13 protein-coding genes, 3 tRNA genes and 1 pseudogene are annotated in these 14,623 nt (G+C 40.2%); 13 read left to right on the forward strand and 4 right to left on the reverse strand.

Going from position 1 to position 14,623, the window contains the following annotated elements; all coding sequences use genetic code 11:
- From G593_RS0100005 to G593_RS0100035, 7 genes and pseudogenes are all read left to right on the forward strand, one after another.
- A pseudogene (locus G593_RS0100005) lies at positions 1–465 on the forward strand (glycine/sarcosine/betaine reductase complex component C subunit alpha); the annotation flags it as partial.
- A gap of 184 nt (positions 466–649) precedes the next feature.
- Positions 650–1,513, forward strand: a complete 864-nt coding sequence (locus G593_RS0100010; RefSeq protein WP_029730345.1) for a hypothetical protein — start codon at positions 650–652, stop codon at positions 1,511–1,513.
- 253 nt (positions 1,514–1,766) lie between these two features.
- Positions 1,767–2,999 carry a GNAT family N-acetyltransferase gene (locus G593_RS0100015; RefSeq protein ID WP_022279305.1) on the forward strand — a complete coding sequence of 411 codons (1,233 nt, stop codon included), beginning with the start codon at positions 1,767–1,769 and terminating at the stop codon, positions 2,997–2,999.
- Positions 2,996–3,478, forward strand: coding sequence for a threonine/serine exporter family protein (locus G593_RS0100020; protein ID WP_022279306.1), 483 nt, complete (start codon positions 2,996–2,998; stop codon positions 3,476–3,478). The genes G593_RS0100015 and G593_RS0100020 overlap by 4 nt, the downstream gene beginning before the upstream one ends.
- Positions 3,479–3,516: 38 nt before the next feature.
- The gene (locus G593_RS0100025; protein ID WP_022279307.1) at positions 3,517–4,260 is read left to right on the forward strand and encodes an SIR2 family NAD-dependent protein deacylase; all 744 of its coding nucleotides are present in this window, start codon (positions 3,517–3,519) and stop codon (positions 4,258–4,260) included.
- Positions 4,261–4,264: 4 nt separating this feature from the next.
- Complete coding sequence (gene gltX, locus G593_RS0100030; RefSeq protein WP_005336823.1) at positions 4,265–5,722, forward strand: glutamate--tRNA ligase; 1,458 nt, start codon at positions 4,265–4,267, stop codon at positions 5,720–5,722.
- Between the two features lie 9 nt (positions 5,723–5,731).
- Positions 5,732–7,576 carry an ATP-dependent helicase gene (locus tag G593_RS0100035; RefSeq protein ID WP_029730346.1) on the forward strand — a complete coding sequence of 615 codons (1,845 nt, stop codon included), beginning with the start codon at positions 5,732–5,734 and terminating at the stop codon, positions 7,574–7,576.
- Here G593_RS0100035 and G593_RS0100040 read toward each other — a convergent pair.
- Entirely contained in the window at positions 7,559–7,855 is a 297-nt protein-coding gene (locus tag G593_RS0100040; protein WP_029730347.1) for a DUF1292 domain-containing protein, read from the reverse strand. The genes G593_RS0100035 and G593_RS0100040 overlap by 18 nt on opposite strands.
- 181 nt (positions 7,856–8,036) lie before the next feature.
- On the opposite strand from G593_RS0100040, the gene G593_RS0100045 reads away from it, so the two are divergent.
- Genes G593_RS0100045 through G593_RS0100065 form a run of 5 tightly spaced genes read left to right on the forward strand, consistent with a single transcriptional unit; the run spans position 8,037 to position 13,330 of the window.
- Complete coding sequence (locus tag G593_RS0100045) at positions 8,037–9,047, forward strand: sugar ABC transporter substrate-binding protein (RefSeq protein ID WP_029730348.1); 1,011 nt, start codon at positions 8,037–8,039, stop codon at positions 9,045–9,047.
- Positions 9,048–9,065: 18 nt separating this feature from the next.
- Positions 9,066–10,781 carry an alpha-amylase family glycosyl hydrolase gene (locus tag G593_RS0100050; RefSeq protein WP_029730349.1) on the forward strand — a complete coding sequence of 572 codons (1,716 nt, stop codon included), beginning with the start codon at positions 9,066–9,068 and terminating at the stop codon, positions 10,779–10,781.
- Positions 10,778–11,320 (forward strand): DUF5662 family protein, encoded by a 543-nt coding sequence (locus tag G593_RS0100055; protein ID WP_005331219.1) that lies wholly within the window; start codon positions 10,778–10,780, stop codon positions 11,318–11,320. Before G593_RS0100050 ends, G593_RS0100055 begins: the two co-directional genes overlap by 4 nt.
- A 32-nt stretch (positions 11,321–11,352) precedes the next feature.
- Positions 11,353–12,879 (forward strand): Y-family DNA polymerase, encoded by a 1,527-nt coding sequence (locus G593_RS0100060; protein ID WP_029730350.1) that lies wholly within the window; start codon positions 11,353–11,355, stop codon positions 12,877–12,879.
- Positions 12,880–12,913: 34 nt separating this feature from the next.
- Positions 12,914–13,330 (forward strand): hypothetical protein, encoded by a 417-nt coding sequence (locus tag G593_RS0100065; protein WP_029730352.1) that lies wholly within the window; start codon positions 12,914–12,916, stop codon positions 13,328–13,330.
- A gap of 103 nt (positions 13,331–13,433) precedes the next feature.
- Here G593_RS0100065 and G593_RS0100070 read toward each other — a convergent pair.
- From G593_RS0100070 to G593_RS0100080, 3 genes are all read right to left on the reverse strand, one after another.
- A tRNA-Leu gene (locus tag G593_RS0100070) sits at positions 13,434–13,518 on the reverse strand.
- Between the two features lie 53 nt (positions 13,519–13,571).
- Positions 13,572–13,656 (reverse strand) — tRNA-Leu (locus tag G593_RS0100075).
- A 49-nt stretch (positions 13,657–13,705) separates the two neighbouring features.
- Positions 13,706–13,790 (reverse strand) — tRNA-Leu (locus G593_RS0100080).
- Between the two features lie 226 nt (positions 13,791–14,016).
- Between G593_RS0100080 and G593_RS0100085 the strand changes: the two genes are divergently transcribed.
- Positions 14,017–14,484, forward strand: a complete 468-nt coding sequence (locus G593_RS0100085) for a MarR family winged helix-turn-helix transcriptional regulator (protein WP_005336812.1) — start codon at positions 14,017–14,019, stop codon at positions 14,482–14,484.
- Positions 14,485–14,623: the final 139 nt, after the last annotated feature.

Below are 14,623 nucleotides of genomic sequence, written 5' to 3' on the forward strand. Positions count from 1 at the left end.
GCAACAGGCGGAAGCTTTGAAGCAACTGGATACGGATACGGACCAGGAATCGGCGAAGGATATGAGCAGTTAGTCATGATCGTATCAAGAGCCAGCGGAGCACCTGTTATTGCAGGAGCGATTCGTTATGCGGCACAGCTTGTAAGAAACAAAGTATTTGAGGTAGCAAAAGCAGAATTTGCAGCAGCAAAGAAAGCAGGCTTAAAAGAGATCCTGGATGCAAGAAAAGCAGCAGCAAAACCGGCTGCAGCAGAGGAGGATGTAAAAGAGCCGCCGAAGGAGATCGTAACAGCACAGATCGCAGGAATCGAAGTAATGGATCTTGAGGATGCCGTAAAAGCATTATGGAAGATCAATATTTATGCAGAGAGCGGAATGGGTTGTACAGGACCGATCATTCGTGTATCAGATGCAAACCTTGAGAAAGCTCATGAAGAGCTTAAGAAAGCCGGATACATTAACTAATTACAGTTAATTTTAAGGTGTATATGAAATAAAAGAAAGTGGTGATTTGTCAACATGTAAAATGTGGCGAGTTGCCACTTTCTTTTTGTGTACAAATTTATAAATTTGTTTTATAATGGACAAAATAAAGACATGTTTGGGGACAGTTCTATCAGAAACAGGATGAGAAAGAGAGGAATAGAATATGGAAAATATTCTAAAGAAAAGTTCCGGAAGGACAGAGAGATTCGTGTTGGCATTTGCAATCGTGGTTGTGATGGTGTTTGGAGTACTTAATCCGTTGACTTATGTTACAGATTTTAACACTGCTCAGGAAATCAGTGGAATGGGAAAAGTCGTGAATATGGATACAAAAACATTACCATATGGAAATGTGTGTTCAAGTGAATTGAGACAAAAGATTTCGATGTTGACAATGGAAAAGAATATTCTTGGGAGTTTAAGTGTAAGAAGAAATTATGCGGATTTATGTGGAATGAAAAACAGAGAAATAAAGCATACTGTTGTGGCAAAGAATATAGCATGTACAGGAAAATCAGCTGACAGAGAAACCATGATGGATTATTCGGATATAACGGTTGCTAATCAGAATATATCAGTTCCGATTCCGGATAAAGGGGATGATTCTGATCTGGTATCGGGAATCATAGAACAGCCAATTGTCTATCCGATTACAGATAATGAGAATGTCCTAGAAGAACCGGTCTATATAGAAATTTCCGGAATGAAGATCGACTCAGAAGGGTATGTGACAGAAATCTTAAGTGGTGCACCAGATGGAGTATTAGCATTTCCAACAGATATAAGATGTAAAGGAATCCGTTCAGATGTATTTGCGCGTTCAGACAGTTTCCTGAAGAGTGAGACAGAAGAAGTCTATATTCCAGCAAATATTGTGCATATGGATGACGGACTTTTTGACTGTTTGGAAAATGTGGATTTCATACAAGTTGCAAAGGAAAATCCGGCATATTATAGTGAGTTTGGTATTTTGTATCATGCAGATGGAAGCCTTGCATGTATGCCACAGGCAAGAATTTGTAAATAACCGGAAAGCATACGTTAATGCGCCAGGTTGTTCGTGAAAAAATACATGATATAAAATTGTATATAGAAAAAACAACTATCTATTTTATTAATCCAGTGATATAATAGCGTCAGTATACAGAACATTTTTGGAAGAGTATATTGGCGCTGTTTACTTATAACAGATTGTTGTAACTGACGGATTCTCTGACAGATATAATAGGGAATTTGTAAAACAAACAGGAACTATAAAGAATATTAAGGAGAGAAGGCCTATGGAGATCAGACAGATTACGGAAGATAAAGATAATTATCTTGAAATGCTCCTGATTGCAGATCCGCAGGAGAATATGATCCGGCGGTATCTGGATAAAAGTGATATGTTTGTGCTGGAAGATGCCGGTGAAGTGCTGACAATCGGTGTTGTGGAACATATGAAAAACAAACGATGTGAATTGAAGAATCTGGTCACTGCACAGGAATATCGAAGACAGGGATATGGGACTTATATGGTCAATTATCTTTCTGAATATTACAGTGTGACCTGTGATGTTATGTATGTCGGTACAGGGAACAATTCGAATACGCTTGATTTTTATAAACAATGTGGGTTTGTTAATTCACATATCGTTGCAAATTTTTTTGTAGATCATTATGAGAAACCGATTTATGAAAATGGAATACAATTGACCGATATGATTTATCTAAAAAAGAATCTGGATGTGGTATTAGATGTGAAACGTGTCGTTGATATGGCTATGCATGCGGGAAGGATACTTTTGAAAAACGGAGGTGAAATCTTTCGTGTAGAAGAGACGATTAAGAGAATATGTGGACGTTTTCATGTGAATCATGTTGATATTTTTTCTATGAGCCATGGTATTTTTGTAAGTGCAGAGAATGAGAATGGCGAAGCTTATACAAAAGTGAATCATGTACCACTTTCTTCTTCTCATCTGGGAATTGTAGCAGAGGTCAATGAGCTTTCCAGAGAAATCTCAGCGGGACGTGTGAAACTGGAAGAAGCAGAAGAGAGACTGAAAAAGATTGAGAAGATTCCACCGAAGAAACGGTGGTTTCAATGTATGGCGGCGGGGCTTGCCAGTGGAACATTTGCGTTGATGTTAGGGTCAAGTGTTCCGGAAGCCGTGGCTGCATTTTTAATTGGTTTTTTATCATATGTGTGGGTGCTGTTTGCCGGAAAGCACAACCTTTCAAAAATTATTGTAAATATTGTCGGAGGCGTGATCATGACGGTGCTGGCACTTGCATTTATGCATATACCGTTTCTGCCGATATTGAAATTGGATGGTATGATGGTTGGAGCAATTATGCCGATGATCCCGGGAGTGGCATTTGTCAATGCAATCCGTGATATTGCAGATACAGACTTTCTGTCAGGGCTTGTACGGATGATCGATGCACTGCTTGTATTCGTATATATTGCCATTGGAGTCGGAGTGACTCTTAGCATTTATAATACGATGATGGGAGGAATTTTACGATGATCACAACAACAATTCTTGCAATCGTAGAATCATTTTTGGCGACATTGGCATATGCAGTTCTTTTCAATGTACCGAAGCAATATTATACAGCATGTGGAATTACCGGTATGGCAGGGTGGCTTTTGTATCTGGCAATGTGTCAGGTGACAACTGTGGCATTGGCGTCCTTTGTAGGAACATTGGCAGTAGTATTGATTTCCAGGATTTTCACGGTACGGAAAAAATGCCCGATTACGATATTTTTGGTTTCCGGAATTATTCCACTTGTTCCGGGAGCCGGAATATATTATACAGCATATTACCTTGTGACAGGTCAGATGTCACTGGCAGCTGTGAAGGGATTAGAGGCAGTGAAAATTGCATTTGCCATTGTACTGGGAATTATTTTTGTTGTATCAATTCCAAGAGATGCATTCCAGATTCGTTACTGGAGAGCAAAGAGAAAGCGGAAAAGGTTGAAGAACCATGGGAATATGTGATAAAATAGTTCGAGGACTTGAGAATAGGAGGTATTTTTATGGTTGGAAAAGATCTTTTGAAGATTCTAAAGGAAAGTAAATATACAACTGTACTCAGTGGATTTGAGATGTTACAGGAGAATGGATATCCGGCTATCCGCGATGGAGAAGAATCCTATGACATTGAACAAAAGTATGGCTACTCAGTAGATGAGATGTTCACCAGTGCATTTTATTCGACCAGAAAACCACAGTTTTTTGAATTTTATCGTAATGAACTGTTAAGCGCCCTTGATATACCACCAGGAAAAGGATATCTGGAGATGGCAGAGCTGGAGGAAAAAGGACTTTTTCAGACAATTATCACAAGACGTATTTTTGGTCTGCCGGAGAGAGCAGGATGTAAGAATGTGATTAATCTGCATGGCAGTGTTTATGAGAATTACTGTCCGCACTGTGGAAAAAAATATCCGGTGGAATATATCCGTGAGGCAAAGAGAGTTCCTCTTTGTACGGAATGTAATGCACCAATTCGTCCAGGTGTGTGTCTGATGGGGGAGAAGGTAGACAACGCAGTGATCACAAAAGCAGCCGATGAAGTCCAAAAAGCGGATGTTCTGCTTGTTCTTGGAACGAACCTGAAGACATATCTGTGTACACAGCTTATCAATTATTATGAAGGAGATAAGCTGATCGTGGTCAATCCGGAAGCACATTTTTCAGATAAATATGCAGATATTCTCGTTTCAGAGCGGGTGGATATTACATTAGAGAAAATATTAAAAGAATTAGGAGAAGTATAGAGAAATGAGTAAAGTAAGAACAAGATTTGCACCAAGTCCTACAGGAAGAATGCATGTGGGGAATTTGCGTACAGCACTGTATGCATATCTGATCGCAAAGCATGAAGACGGGGATTTTATGCTTCGTATTGAGGACACAGACCAGGAACGTTATGTGGAAGGAGCAGTTGATATTATTTATCGTACGATGCAGGAGACAGGCCTGATTCACGATGAAGGACCAGATAAAGATATGGGACATGGTCCATATGTTCAGAGTGAGCGTAATGCTTCCGGCTTATATCTGGAATATGCAAAACAGCTGATTGACAAAGGAGCAGCTTACTATTGTTTCTGTGACAAAGAAAGACTGGATTCCTTAAAGAGCAAAGTATCAGAAGAAGGGACAGAAATTGTAGCATACGATAAACACTGTCTTGGCCTTAGCAAAGAAGAAGTTGAGGCAAATCTTGCAGCAGGAAAACCTTATGTTATCCGCTTCAATATGCCGACAGAGGGAACCACAACATTTCATGATGAGATTTATGGAGATATTACTGTAGAGAATAAAGAATTGGAAGATTTGATCCTTATCAAATCCGATGGATATCCGACATACAATTTTGCAAATGTCGTAGATGATCATCTGATGGAGATTACACATGTCGTGCGTGGTAACGAGTATCTTTCCTCTTCACCAAAGTATAATAAGATTTACGAAGCATTTGGCTGGAAAGTACCGATTTATGTACATTGTCCGCTGATTACAGACGAGAATCATAAGAAGTTAAGTAAGAGAAGTGGTCATTCATCTTATGAAGACCTGATTGAGCAGGGGTTTGTGACAGAGGCAGTTATTAACTATGTTGCACTTCTTGGATGGTGTCCGGAAGGAAACCAGGAGATATTTTCTCTGGAAGAACTTGTAAAAGAGTTTGATTACCATAATATGAGCAAATCACCGGCAGTATTTGACATTCAGAAATTAAAATGGATGAATGGCGAGTATTTGAAAGCTATGGATTTTGATAAGTTTTTTGAGAGAGCTGAAAAATATATCAAAGAAGTTGTTACAAAAGATTATGATCTTAAGAAGATTGCAGCACTTGTTAAGACAAGAATTGAAATCTTCCCGGATATCAAAGAGCAGATTGACTTCTTTGAAGAGCTCCCAGAATATGATACAGCAATGTATTGCCATAAGAAAATGAAGACAAATGAAGAAAAGGCTTTGGAAGTGTTAAAAGAGATATATCCACTTCTTGAGAAACAGGATGATTTCAGCAATGATGCTTTGTTTGAAGTCCTGAAATCTTATGTAGACGAAAAAGGTTTCAAAACAGGTTATGTTATGTGGCCAATCCGTACTGCTGTGTCTGGTAAGCAGAGTACACCGGGTGGAGCAACGGAGATCATGGAGATTCTCGGAAAAGAAGAGTCTCTTAAGAGAATTCAGAAAGGTATTGAATTACTGGAAAGATAAGGGGAGTCTATGAGTCTTAATAAAGCCCAAAAAGAGGCAGTTTCTCATAAGGAAGGACCGTGTCTGGTTCTTGCTGGTCCCGGTTCGGGAAAAACTCTTACGATTGCAAAAAGAATTGAATATCTGATTAAAGTATATAAGGTAAGACCAGAAGAAATTCTGGTCATTACCTTTACGAAATATGCGGCAGGAGAAATGCGGGATCGTTTTCAATATGTCATGGAAGGGAGAAAGCTTCCCGTCACATTTGGAACATTTCATGGCATTTTTTACGGAATTTTGAAATGGGCGTATAAATTGGATCGGAGTAATATTCTGTCCGAAGAAGAAAAAAATCAACTTTTAAAGGAAATATTAAAACAAATGGACTGGGAACAGACCGAAAAATCCCAGGAAGCAGATTTTCTTCAGGAGCTATCGGAAGAGATTGGAAATGTAGGAAATAATGCAGTCGATATTGAGTTTTATGAATCCAGAAGATTTCCGAAAGATAAATTCCGGGAGCTTTACCGGATTTATGAGACAGAAAAGAAAAAATACCGAAAACTTGATTTTGAAGACATGTTGATCTGGTGCCGAAAATTATTCCTTGAAAGACCGGATCTTCTTGCAAAGTGGCAGGAAAAATATCACTATGTGCTGGTAGATGAGTTCCAGGATATTAATCAGGTGCAGTATGATGTCATCCGGATGCTGGCAGCGCCGGAGAATAATCTGTTCATTGTTGGAGATGATGACCAGTCTATCTATGGATTCCGCGGTGCAAAACCAGGAATCATGAAAGATTTTATGCAGGATTATCCGGAGGCAAAGCGTATTTTGCTGGATATTAATTATCGTTCTAACGCACATATTGTGAAAGGTGCGCTTCGTGTGATCGGGCATAATAAAGATCGGTATGAGAAGAAAATCCAGCCATTTCGGGAAGCGCAGGAGACTGTGCATGTGCAGGAGACACTGGATCCGCTTGATGAAAGTAAATATATTTTAAAAGAGATTCAAAAGTATATGAAAAAAGGAGTCGATCTTAAGCAGATGGCTGTATTGTACCGGACAGGCGAAGATGCACGGGTGCTGGCGGAGACATTTACCCAGTATCAGATTCCATTTTCCATGAAGGAGAGGATTCATCATCTGTATGAACATTTTGTGTGTACGGATATGAACTGCTATTTCCGGCTGGCAGTTGGAACTTACGACCGGGGAGATTTCCTGGAGATCGCTAATCGGCCGAAGCGTTACTTGAGCCGTGGCTGTATGGAAGAAACACCGGTTACTTATGAATCGTTGAGACGTTTCTACTGTGATAAAGAGTGGATGCAGGATCGAATTGATCAGTTAGAGTGGGATATGAAGATGATTCGTACAAAGACGCCTTATGCTGCAATTCAATATATCCGTAAGAGTATCGGGTATGATGAATTTCTAAAGGAATATGCTCTTGGACATCAGATGGAGTATTCAGAATTAAAAGAAATCATGGATGAACTTCAGGAGCGGACGAAGGAATTTCAGACTCTGCCAGAGTGGCTTGCGCATGTAGAAGAATATAAGCATACCTTGCAAATGCAGCGACAACAGCGAGGCAATGGCACCGGTGACGGAGTAACGTGTCTGACGATGCATGGAGCAAAGGGTCTGGAATATGAAGTTGTTTTTGTGATTGAAAGTAATGAAGGAGTGACACCATATAAAAAAGCGGGGACACCAGAAGAATTAGAAGAAGAGCGAAGACTTTTTTATGTGGCTATGACACGGGCGAAGAAAAAGCTTTTTATCACTTATGTAAAAGAAAAAAACGGGAAGAGCAAAACCCCGTCCCGTTTTATTGATGAATTACTCGTCACTGTCTAAAAACTCCTGCTCATCCAGCCATTCATCGAAGCAGTCTGATGCGGCATTCAATTCATCTTCATCATCGATGTATTCGATTTCCGGTTCACCACCGTCATCGTGATAGCGGTACAGATAGACGTCATCAGAAGCAGGCTCACCGTTCTCATCCATCGGGAAGAGAGCAATGTAATCCTGTCCGTCCATCTCAAAAATGGTGATAACGCCGCACTCCAGGTCTTGGTCTTCCAGATTCAGAATAACAGCGTTATATTCTTCCTCATGACAATGTTCACACATATGAATTCTCCTTTTTGTTAAAATTGTATATATCTAATGTAACAAAGGAGCATGTAAAAGGCAAGTGATAGTAGCCAAATTCATAAAAATGTTGTAAAATAGTTACAGTTCACAGGCTTTGGTGAATTGTAATGAATCATCAAAGTATAGCATTATGCTACACAAGGAGGATAAAACAGAGATGAAAAAGAAACGAGCATTGCGGATATTATCATTGATACTGCTGTGTGCTCTTATATTTACTGCATGTAAAAAGAATGTAGGAACACCGGAAGATAATGCTGCTTCTAAAGATGAAAATACAGAAGAAAAGGATAAGGACGAACAGGAAAGCTGGAAAATAGGATTTTCTGGGATTGATATGGAGAATCCATATTTTCTCACACTGGAAAGTGCAATCAAAGAAGAATTGGATGGGAAGAATTGTGAATTGATCGTAAAGGATCCGAAGTCTGACCCAGATATGCAGGCTTCGCAGATCCAGGAGATGATTGACGAAGGAATCAATGCAATTATTTTAAGTCCGGTGGACTGGGAGAAGATCACCCCTTCTCTGGAAGCTTTAAAAGAAGCTGATGTGAAGATTGTCAATGTAGATACTCAGGTAAAAGAGATGGACTATGTAGATGCATATATTGGATCTGATAATTATAATGCCGGTGTATTGTGTGGCGAAGATCTGATTAAGAGATGTCCGGATGGAGGTAAAGTAGCAATTTTGGAATGCCCGACGCAGAATTCTGTGAATGAGAGAATCACAGGGTTCGAGGAGACACTGGCAAAAGCGGAAAATGGTTTTGAAATTGTGGCTAGAGAGGATACAAGCGGAGAATTTCAAAAATCCCTGGAAGCAGCCCAGAAGATCTTAAGCGAGAATTCCGATATTGTAGCAATTATGTGTGGAAATGATCAGATGGCAGTCGGTGCCAAAACAGCTATGAATGTAGCAGAGCAGGGTCAGATCCTCATTTATGGAGTAGACGGTTCTCCGGATATTAAGAAGGAACTGAAAAAGACAGAGAATCAAATCGCAGGAACAGTGGCACAGTCTCCAATCAGTATGGGAAAAGATGCTGCAAATACAGTTCTTAACATTTTAAATGGAAAAGATTATGAAAAGGAAATCAAAGAAAATGTGTTCATGATCAATCAGGAGAATGTTGACATGTACGGAGTAGATGGCTGGCAGTAACAGCGGAAAGGACAGAGCATGAAGAAAGTTTCGGGCAGCCCATTGCCTTTGGGTGTGACATATAAAAATGGAAGGGCGAATTTTGCCATGGAGGTCCCGGAAGGGAAAACATGTAAGCTTCTGCTCTATCGGAAAGGAGAAGCCAGCTTGCTGGCTTCTTATGTTTTTTCTGACCAGATTGGTTCGGTGTGTTATATGGCGGTTGACGGACTTAAGGAAGAGGCATATGAGTATAATTATGACATAGATGGCGAGTGTGTGACGGATTCTTATGCAAAGGCATTTTCCGGAAAGGAAATATGGCTTAAAAACATAGGAATGTCGGAAAAAAGTAAAGAAAATGTGCGTGGTATATTTTACGAAGATCATTACGACTGGGAGGCAGATCAGCCGCCACGGATACAGGAAGAAGAACTGATTGCCTATGCAATACATGTCCGTGGATTTACAAAAGATACTTATTCAAAAGTGAAGAACAAAGGAACATTTCAAGGTGTAATTGAAAAAATTCCTTATCTAAAAGATCTGGGAATTAACCAGATTCAGTGCATGCCCGTCTATGAGTTTGAAGAAGCAGGAGTGCGGGTAAATTATTGGGGGTATGGTCCGGGATATTATTTCGCACCGAAAAGTGCTTATGCCAAGGATGGTGATGGAGTAAAAGGATTAAAAGATCTTGTGAAGTATTGTCATAAGGCTGGTATTGAAGTTGTGCTTGAGATGCCATTTGCAGAAGGTATTTCCGGGCTGATGGTGACAGACTGTCTGAGAAATTATGTGATGGAATATCATGTGGATGGATTTATACTGAATCCATACAATGTGCCGATGGATATCATTTTAAAAGATCCAATTCTTACGGGAGTCCGGATTTTAAAACACGCAGAAGAATATCAGAATGTGATGCGTCGTTTCTTAAAAGGTGACGAAGGGGTTGTAACGGATGTGATGTATCAGACAAGAAAACGATGGGATCTGGAAGGTATTTATAATTGTATTACAACTCACACTGGATTTACACTGAAAGATCTTGTGTCCTATGATGGCAAGCATAATGAGGCGAATGGAGAAAGCAATCAGGATGGACCGGATTACAATTATAGCTGGAACTGTGGCGCAGAAGGGCTGACCAGAAAGAAAGCTGTGTTGGAGCTTCGGAAGAACCAGATGAGAAATGCATTGTTTTTGCTATTGCTTTCCCAGGGAGTTCCGTGTATTCTTGCCGGGGATGAATTTGCAAATTCCCAGAAAGGTAATAATAATGTTTATTGCCAGGATAATCCGATTGGCTGGTTAAACTGGAGGAATCTGTTAAAAGAACAGGAGATGTATCAGTTTGTGAAGCAGTTGATCAAATTTCGGAAGAAATATAGGCTGTTTCATCAGGAGAAAGAGCTGCTTGGAGTAGACCAAAGCGGTTGTGGAATGCCGGACGTATCCTATCACGGAGAGATGGCATGGAGAGCGCCAACTGAAGTGGCGAGCAGACAGATCGGCATATATTACAGTAGTCAGGATAAGGAAGAAGCAGATTGCTTTGTGGCTTATAATATGCACTGGCTGGAACACGAATTTGCGTTGCCGGCATTAAAGAAAGGCCGGAAATGGTACAGAGCAGCATCAACGAAAGAAGGCATTTTAAAAGATCTGGTTGTGTTGGAAAATCAGAGAAATATAGAATTGGATGAGCGAGAGATAGTTGTTCTTGTATCTGGGAAAGGAGAAACTGTATGAAGGCACTGCAACATTTGAAGACGATCAATCACCATAAATGGCTTGTCTGCCAAGGTTGTTTTAAAGTTGGATTATATAAACAGGGCCTTCTGCATGATCTGTCCAAGTATTCACCAACTGAATTTCTGGTGGGCTGCAAGTTCTATCAGGGAACAAGAAGCCCTAACAATGCAGAGCGGGAAGTGAAAGGTTATTCTGCGGCATGGCTGCACCACAAAGGGCGCAACAGGCATCACTATGAATACTGGCTGGATTATAGTACTGATCTGAATGAAGGAATTATCGGTATGAAGATGCCGGTCAGATATGTGGTGGAAATGTTTATCGACCGTGTGGCAGCGTCGAAGAATTATATGAAAGAGAAGTATACGAATCAGGCACCTTTGGAATACTATGAAAAAGGTGCTGCAAGGCTTGGCAAGATGATTCATCCGGAGACAGCAGAGCTTCTGCATCAATTGCTTAAGATGCTGGCAGAAGAGGGAGAAGAGAAGACTTGTTCTTATATTAGAAAATATGTATTGAAGAATAAGAAGTAAAATGGATTGTATAAGATAAGGAGGTGTGACCGGTGGAAAAGAACCGAATCTATGCAGCAATTGACTTGAAATCTTTTTATGCGTCTGTGGAGTGTATAGAGCGTGGCTTAGATCCGCTGGGTACGCATTTGGTTGTGGCAGATGCAAGCCGTACAGAGAAAACAATTTGTCTTGCAGTGTCACCATCGCTCAAAACCTATGGGATTCCTGGAAGAGCCAGATTGTTTGAAGTTGTACAACGTATAAAAGAAGTGAATGATCAGAGATTAAGACAGATACCGGAACATTGTTTTTCCGGTTCTTCTTTTGATAAGAAAGAACTGGAAAAGAATTCGCATCTGGCTGTAGATTATGTTGTAGCAACCCCGAGAATGGCGCATTACATGGAATATAGTACACGGGTTTATCAGATTTATTTAAAATATCTGGCACCGGAAGATATCCATGTATATTCTATCGATGAGATTATGTGTGATGTAACGGATTATCTGAACACATATGGAATGACGGCGAAAGAACTGGTATCAAAAATAATCCGGGACATTTATGATACAATGGGAATGACTGCGACTGCAGGAATTGGAACGAACCTGTATCTTTGTAAAGTTGCCATGGACATTCTGGCAAAACATGTGGAACCAGATCACAATGGGGTCAGAATTGCAGAACTCAATGAGATCAGTTACAGACGTTTGCTTTGGACGCATCAGCCAATTACGGATTTTTGGAGGGTTGGACAGGGGTACGCAAAAAAACTTTTGTCTCATGGCATTTATAACATGGGAGATGTGGCGAGATGTTCCATTGGAAAAGAAACAGATTATTATAATGAAGAATTGCTGTATCGGCTGTTTGGGGTAAATGCAGAGCTTCTCATTGATCATGCATGGGGGTGGGAACCTTGTACGATTGCTCAAGTCAAAGCCTATAAATCAGAGAGTAACAGCATTGGTTCCGGACAGGTACTGCATTGCCCATATGATTTTCAAAAGACCAGACTGATCATTAAGGAAATGACAGACCTTCTGGCACTTGATCTGGTGGATAAGCATCTTGTGACAGATCAGCTTGTTCTGACAGTTGGTTATGATATTGGTAATTTGGAAAGTGGAAACAAAAAGAAACAGTATCAAGGGGAAATTACGGAGGACCGCTATGGAAGAAAAGTACCCAAGCATGCACATGGAACAGCAAATCTGAAAAACCGAACTTCCTCTTCAATAGAGATGATCGAGATGATTCTGGAATTGTATGACAAAATCGTGAATCCTGACCTTTTCATACGCCGTGTATATATTACGGCAAATCATGTTGTCGATGAATCGCTGGCGGAAGAGAAGGCTTCTTTTGAACAGTTAGATTTATTTACCGATTATAGTCACCAGGAAGAGGAACAGCAGAAACGCAAAGATAAGCTGGAACGGGAAAAGAAACTGCAGCATGCAGCACTGGATATCAAAAAGAAATTTGGAAAAAATGCTCTCCTCAAAGGTATGAATCTGGAAGAAGGTGCCACGGCTGTTGAGAGGAATAGTCAGATTGGCGGGCACAAAGCATAGAAACGTAGTAATGGCGAATAAATTGAGGTGGAAAATGACTGGATATGATAGGGAGAATACAAATTTAAATTATGAAGATATTATCAATCTGCCACATCCTGTTTCGAAAAGGCATAAACCTATGCCGGTGGAAGACCGGGCAGCACAGTTTGCGCCATTTGCAGCACTGACCGGACACCAGGCAGCAATCGAGGAGGCGGCAAGAGTTACAGATATGCGTATGGAATTGGATGAAGAGATGAAAGAACAATTGAATGTGAAGCTTCAAAAAATTGTGTCAGAGCCGGCGCAGAGAATCCAACTTGTATATTATGTTCCGGATGGAAGAAAAAGTGGTGGCAGTTATAAGACAAAAATAGGAATCGTGAAAAAAATCGATGAATATCAAAAAATTCTTGTGCTGGAAGATGGATGCAGGATACCACTTGAAGATATCAGCGAAATAGAATAAGTTAGAAGCAGACCAAAGCAAGGCAATGATTTTGAAGTCTAGAGGCAGGAAACGCTGTGATTCTTAAGAAAAAAACTCAGGTACTTTTACCTGAGTTTTTTAATGCGGAAGATGGGACTTGAACCCACACAAGCGCAATGCTTACAAGATCCTTAGTCTTGCTCGTCTGCCAGTTCCGACACTTCCGCATTTATGAAAATCATTTATATGATTACAAACAATATAAAATTTGAAAAGTTAATGCGGAAGATGGGACTTGAACCCACACGACTGCAATAGTCACAAGATCCTTAGTCTTGCTCGTCTGCCAGTTCCGACACTTCCGCATTTTGAATCATTTTCACGATTGCAGGCAATATATTGTTGAAAAGTTAATGCGGAAGATGGGACTTGAACCCACACAAGCGCAATGCTTACAAGATCCTTAGTCTTGCTCGTCTGCCAGTTCCGACACTTCCGCATAAAAGGCTTTTCTCGATTGCCCGAAAATTATATTACTACACTTTCAGGGAAAAAGCAACAACAATTTTTGCTTTTTTTCATCTTTTTTGTTCTTTTGCGAATTGTTTTGATTTCGTTCTTTCCTTCTTTCAGTTGGATTGGCAATAGCGAGCAAAACACTTGACACGAGTACGAAATCGGACTATAATGTAATAAGTATGAAATCGGACTTAAGGAGGAAAACAATGGAGTCAAAACAGAAAACACTATACATGAGTCGTCAACTCATAGAGTTTAATCACATTTATAAAGAGTTTAATGATGTATACCGTGAGGCTGCGACAAAGGTAGGACTGTCATTAAGCGGATTTGATATTCTATATGCCATTTGTGAGATGGGGGATGGATGTTTGCAGCGCGATATCAGTCAGATGTGCTGTATTCCAAAGCAGACAGTGAATTCATCGATCCGTAAGCTGGAACAGGACAGATATCTGATACTGAAAAAAGGAAAAGGTCGTGATATGCATATTTATCTGACGGAACAGGGGCAGAAACTTATGGAAGAGAAGATTTATCCGGTGATAGAGGCAGAGAATCAGGCGTTTTCTGGTATGAGTAAGGAAGAATGCAAGAAGATGCTGGAACTTTACGAAAAATATAATATGGAATTAAAAGCGAATATCCAGAAGCTTCAAATATCTCAAGTATAGTTGAGGATTTTATGGAAGCAGAAGTTATTGCACTTCTGATATAGCATACGGCAGGATTGCAGAGGTACGCAGTAGAAGTATGTCATGCAATTGCATGACGCGCACCTCGCAGCAAGAATGCCGAGGCATTCTTGAAAAA

The sequence above is a fragment of the Dorea sp. AGR2135 genome (assembly GCF_000420885.1).
GTDB classification, from domain to species: Bacteria; Bacillota; Clostridia; order Lachnospirales; family Lachnospiraceae; genus Dorea; species Dorea formicigenerans.